The organism is Aeromicrobium sp. PFPM2_SD2, from assembly GCF_057364525.1.
In genome coordinates this window covers 1-5,569 of record NZ_JBNFNZ010000137.1, presented here as the reverse complement: position 1 = coordinate 5,569, position 5,569 = coordinate 1, and the positions used below count along the sequence as shown (strand labels likewise).

General features: G+C 71.5%; 3 protein-coding genes and 1 pseudogene. All 4 read right to left on the bottom strand.

What is annotated here, in order from left to right:
• On the bottom strand, positions 1-827 hold an 827-nt coding region (pyrF, locus tag AC2W7G_RS08225), incomplete at its 3' end, for an orotidine-5'-phosphate decarboxylase (RefSeq protein ID WP_485868003.1).
• Entirely contained in the window at positions 824-4,129 is a 3,306-nt protein-coding gene (gene carB, locus AC2W7G_RS08220) for a carbamoyl-phosphate synthase large subunit (protein WP_485868002.1), read from the bottom strand. The genes pyrF and carB, both read right to left, overlap by 4 nt.
• A complete protein-coding gene (gene carA, locus AC2W7G_RS08215) occupies positions 4,129-5,262 on the bottom strand; it encodes a glutamine-hydrolyzing carbamoyl-phosphate synthase small subunit (RefSeq protein ID WP_485868001.1) in 1,134 nt (377 codons plus the stop codon). Before carA ends, carB begins: the two co-directional genes overlap by 1 nt.
• Before the next feature lie 79 nt (positions 5,263-5,341).
• Positions 5,342-5,569: pseudogene (locus AC2W7G_RS08210) on the bottom strand (hypothetical protein); the annotation flags it as partial.

Genomic DNA, 5,569 nt, shown 5'->3' with positions numbered 1-5,569 from the left:
GTCCGGCTCCGGCCAACGCCGAGCTCGTCGTTGACCCGGGCCGCGGCGGCGCGCAGCGACGCGACGTCCGGGCCGGCCGCGAGCACGCCGCGCGAGGTGGTGGGGATGATCGCGTCCCACACGGGGCCGAAGAGCCGCTCCAGGTCCGCGACCGTGCCGCCCTGGGCACCGTAGCCGGGCACCAGCAGCGGGCCGTTGACGTCGAGGTCCTCGTCGGTGCTGCCGATCGTCGCGCCGACCACCGCGCCGAACGAGCCCATCGGCGCGGCGTCGGCGTTCGCCTCGCGCAGGTGGTCCAGCACCCGACCGGCGACGGTGCGGCCGTCGTCGGTGCGCGCGTGCTGCACGTCCGGGCCCGAGGGGTTGGACGTCAGGGCGAGCACGAACACGCCCGCGTCGTTCTTGTGCGCGGTCTGCAGGAACGGCTCGAGCGCGCCCAGGCCCAGGTACGGGCTGACCGTGATCGCGTCGGCGGCCATGGGCGCGTCGTCGTCCAGGTAGGCGTCGGCGTAGGCCTGCGCCGTGGAGTCGATGTCGCCGCGCTTCACGTCCAGGATCGTCAGCGTGCCGGTGTGCCGCAGGTCCTGCAGCGTGCGCTCCAGGACGGCCATCCCCCGGGCGCCGTGGCGCTCGAAGAAGGCCGCCTGCGGCTTGGCGAAGGCGACCTTGCCGGCGAACGCCTCGACGCAGGTGGACGCGAAGCGGTCCAGCCCCTCGACGTCGTCCTCCAGCCCCCACGCCTCCAGCAGCGAGGGGTGCGGGTCGATGCCGACGCACGCCGGCCCGTAGGCCTGGCGGGCGACGGACGCGCGCGAGCCGAAGCTCATCGCGCGTCCTGCAGGTCGCCGGCCCAGTCCTGCAGCGACTTCACGTCGATGCTGTGCTCGCGCAGCGCCTCGATGCCCTGGACGGCAGCGGCGAGGCCGGCGATCGTCGTGATCGACGAGACGCCCTCCCCCACCGCGACGGTGCGGATCTCGTAGCCGTCGACGCGTCCGGTGGCCCCGGACTCACCGCCGCTCGGCGTGTTGATGATGAGGTCGACCTCGCCGTCGCGCAGCATCTCCACGATGGTGCGCTCGGACGGGTGGTCGCTGATCTTCGGCACGACCGTCGCCTCGACGCCGTTGCGCTGCAGCACCGTCGCCGTGCCGGCCGTCGCAAGGATCTCGTAGCCGAGGTCGGCCAGGCGCTTGATCGGGAAGATCATGTGCCGCTTGTCGGGGTTGGCCACCGACACGAACACGCGCCCGGACGTCGGCAGTCCGTTCTGCGCGCCGGCCTGGGCCTTGGCGAAGGCGTTGCCGAAGCGGGTGTCGATGCCCATGACCTCGCCGGTCGAGCGCATCTCGGGGCCGAGCAGCGTGTCGACGTAGGTGCCCTCGTAGGTGCGGAAGCGGCTGAACGGCATGACCGCCTCCTTGACCGCGACCGGCGCGACGTCGGGCAGGTGGCCGCCGTCGCCCTCGGCCGGTAGGACGCCCGCGGCGCGCAGCTCGGCGATGGACTCGCCGAGCATCAGCCGGGCCGCCGCCTTGGCCAGCGGGGTGGCCGTCGCCTTGGACACGAACGGCACGGTGCGCGAGGCGCGCGGGTTGGCCTCCAGCACGTAGAGGATGTCGGCGCTCATCGCGAACTGGATGTTGATGAGTCCGCGCACCCCGACGCCACGGGCGATCGCCTCGGTCGAGACGCGGATGCGCTCGACGTCCTCGGCGCCCAGCGTGATGGGCGGCAGCGCGCAGGCCGAGTCGCCCGAGTGCACGCCGGCCTCCTCGATGTGCTCCATGACGCCGCCGAGGAACAGCTCGGTGCCGTCGAACAGCGCGTCCACGTCGATCTCGATCGCGTCGTCGAGGAACTTGTCGACCAGCACCGGGCGGTGCGGCGAGATCTCGGTGGCGTTCTCGATGTAGGTGGCCAGCGCCTGCTCGTCGTAGACGATCTCCATGCCGCGTCCGCCCAGGACGTACGAGGGACGCACCAGCACCGGGTAGCCGATCTCGTCGGCGATGCGCTTGGCGCCCTCGAACGTGGTGGCGGTGCCGTGCTTGGGCGCCGGCAGGCCGGCGTCGGCGAGCACCTGGCCGAACGCGCCGCGCTCCTCGGCCAGGTCGATCGCCTCGGGCTGGGTGCCGACGATCGGCACGCCCTCGGCCTGCAGGCCCGCGGCCAGGCCCAGCGGCGTCTGGCCGCCGAGCTGCACCAGCACGCCCGCGACCGGACCGGCCTGAAGCTCGGCGTGGTAGACCTCGAGCACGTCCTCGAGCGTCAGCGGCTCGAAGTACAGCCGGTCCGCGGTGTCGTAGTCGGTCGAGACGGTCTCGGGGTTGCAGTTGACCATGACCGTCTCGTATCCGGCCTCGGTGAGCGCCAGCGCGGCGTGCACGCAGGAGTAGTCGAACTCGATGCCCTGGCCGATGCGGTTGGGGCCGCTGCCCAGGATGAGCACGGCCGGCTTCTCGCGAGCCATGACCTCGGTCTCCTCGTCGTAGGACGAGTAGTGGTACGGCGTCCGGGCGGCGAACTCGGCCGCGCAGGTGTCGACCGTCTTGTAGACCGGACGCACGCCGAGCGCGTTGCGGACGCCGCGCACGACGTCCTCGCGCATGCCGCGCAGCTCGCCGATCTGGGCGTCCGACAGGCCGTGACGCTTGGCCCGGCGCAGCAGCGCCGGGGTGAGCTCGGTGGCCTCGCGCACCTGCGTGGCGACCTCCTGGACGAGGAACAGCTGGTCCAGGAACCACGGGTCGATCTTGGTGGCGTCGAACAGCTCCTCGGCGGTCGCGCCGGCCCGGACGGCCTCCATGACCTCGGCCAGGCGCCCGTCGTGCGGACGCTGGACGAGCTCGAGCAGCTCGGCCTTGTCACGGGGCTCGCCGGCCCAGCTGAACGACGCGCCCTTGCGCTCCAGCGAGCGCAGCGCCTTGCCCAGCGCCTCGCTGAAGTTGCGGCCGATCGCCATCGCCTCGCCGACCGACTTCATCGTCGTGGTCAGCGTGTCGTCGGCGGCCGGGAACTTCTCGAACGCGAACCGCGGCACCTTGACGACGACGTAGTCGAGCGTCGGCTCGAAGCTGGCCGGCGTCTCGGCGGTGATGTCGTTGGGGATCTCGTCGAGGGTGTAGCCGATGGCCACCTTCGCGGCGATCTTGGCGATCGGGAAGCCGGTCGCCTTCGAGGCCAGCGCCGACGAGCGCGAGACGCGCGGGTTCATCTCGATGACGACGATGCGGCCGTCCTCGGGGTTGACCGCGAACTGGATGTTGCAGCCGCCGGTGTCGACGCCGACCTCGCGGATGACGCCGATCGCGATGTCGCGCAGGCGCTGGTACTCGACGTCGGTGAGGGTCATGGCCGGCGCGACGGTGATCGAGTCGCCGGTGTGGACGCCCATGGGGTCGAGGTTCTCGATCGAGCAGACGATGACGACGTTGTCGGCCTTGTCGCGCATGACCTCCAGCTCGTACTCCTTCCAGCCGAGGATCGACTCCTCCAGGAGCACCTCGGTGGTCGGGCTGAGCGCCAGGCCGGTGCCGGCGATGCGGTGCAGGTCGGCCTCGTCGTAGGCCAGGCCCGAGCCCGCGCCGCCCATCGTGAACGACGGGCGCACGACGACCGGGTAGCCGCCGAGCTCGTCGACGCCGGCCAGGCACTCGTCCATCGTGTGGCAGATGACCGAGGCCGCGACCTCGGCGCCCCACTCCTTCGGCAGCCCCTCGACGATCGCCTTGAACGACTCGCGGTTCTCGCCGCGGTCGATGGCCTCGATCGAGGCGCCGATGAGCTCGACGCCGTACTTCTCCAGGATGCCGGCCTCGTCGAGCTTGATCGCCGCGTTGAGCGCCGTCTGCCCGCCCAGGGTGGGCAGCAGCGCGTCCGGGCGCTCCTTGGCGATGACCTTCTCGAGGAACTCCGTGGTGATCGGCTCGACGTAGGTGGCGTCGGCGAACTCCGGGTCGGTCATGATCGTGGCCGGGTTGGAGTTGACCAGGACGACCCGCAGGCCCTCCTCGCGCAGCACGCGGCACGCCTGGGTGCCGGAGTAGTCGAACTCGGCGGCCTGGCCGATGACGATCGGGCCGGAGCCGATGACGAGGACGGACTGGATGTCCGTGCGCTTGGGCATCAGGCGTTCACCTTGTCCTTGTGGTCGGTCATGAGCTGGACGAAGCGGTCGAACAGGTAGGCCGCGTCGTGCGGGCCGGCGGCCGCCTCGGGGTGGTACTGGACGCTGAAGCCGGGTCGCTCCAGCAGGGCCAGGCCCTCGACGACCTGGTCGTTGAGGCCGACGTGGGTGACGCGGGCCGGGCCGAACGGCGTGTCGAACGTGCCCTCGACCGGCGCCTCGACCGCGAAGCCGTGGTTGTGCGCGGTGATCTCGACCTTGCCGGTCGTGAGGTCCTGCACGGGCTGGTTGATGCCGCGGTGGCCGTAGGTCAGCTTGTAGGTGCCGCGGCCCAGGGCACGTCCGAACAGCTGGTTGCCCAGGCAGATGCCGAAGAACGGGATGCCCTCGGCGAGGACCTGCTGCAGCACCTCGACCTGGTGGTCGGCGGTGGCCGGGTCGCCGGGGCCGTTGGACATGAAGACGCCGTCGGGCGCGAGCTCGCGCAGCTCCTCGATCGTCGTCGTCGCGGGCAGCACGTGGACCTCGACGCCGCGCTCGGCCATGCGCCGCGGCGTCATGCCCTTGAGCCCGAGGTCGATGGCGGCGACGACGTGCTTCTTCTCCCCCTGCGCCGGGACGACGTAGGGCTCGGCGGTGGTGACGTCGGCCACGAAGCTGGCGCCCTTCATCGAGGGCGCCTCCTGGACCTTGGCCAGCAGCGCCTCGGCGTCCGTGGACGCGCTGGAGATGCCGCCGCGCATGGAGCCCTGCTCGCGCAGGTGCCGGGTCAGCGCTCGGGTGTCGATGCCGCTGATGCCGACGACGCCGTCGTGGTCCAGCTGGTCGTCCAGGGTGCGCTGGCTGCGCCAGTTGCTGCTCACGCGGGCGGGGTCGCGCACGACGTAGCCGTCGACCCACACGCGCTTGGACTCGAAGTCCTCGTCGTTGACGCCGGTGTTGCCGACGTGGGGCGCGGTCATGACGACGATCTGGCCCTTGTAGGACGGGTCGGTGAGCGTCTCCTGGTAGCCGGTCATGCCGGTGGAGAAGACGACCTCGCCGATCGTCTCGCCGATCGCGCCGAAGGACTCGCCGCGGAACGTGCGGCCGTCCTCGAGCACCAGGATCGCTTCGGTGGGTACGTGGCTCATGGGCGGACCTCCGTGAAGAAGAGCGCACGGTACGGAAGTCCGCCCGTGACGGTGTTGACGGTTCGCTCGCTGCGCTCGCTCATACAGATGCCTCCTCGACGAGGGTGCCGCCCAGGACGGTGGGACGGCCGTGCAGGAACGTGGCGACGACGCGGCCCGGAAGCTCGCGTCCCGCGTAGGGGGTGTTGCGCGACAGCGACGCCGTGTCGCGCGGCTCGACGACGCGCGTGGCCGTCGGGTCGTAGAGCACGACGTGGGCCGGCTCGCCGGCGCGAGCGGGCGTCCGTGCGGCGACGCGGCCGGATGC

Coding starts and splice junctions, on each gene's coding strand:
- carB (WP_485868002.1), bottom strand. CDS start 4,129: ATGCCCAAGCGCACGGACATCCAGTCCGTCCTCGTCATCGGCTCCGGC.
- carA (WP_485868001.1), bottom strand. CDS start 5,262: ATGAGCCACGTACCCACCGAAGCGATCCTGGTGCTCGAGGACGGCCGC.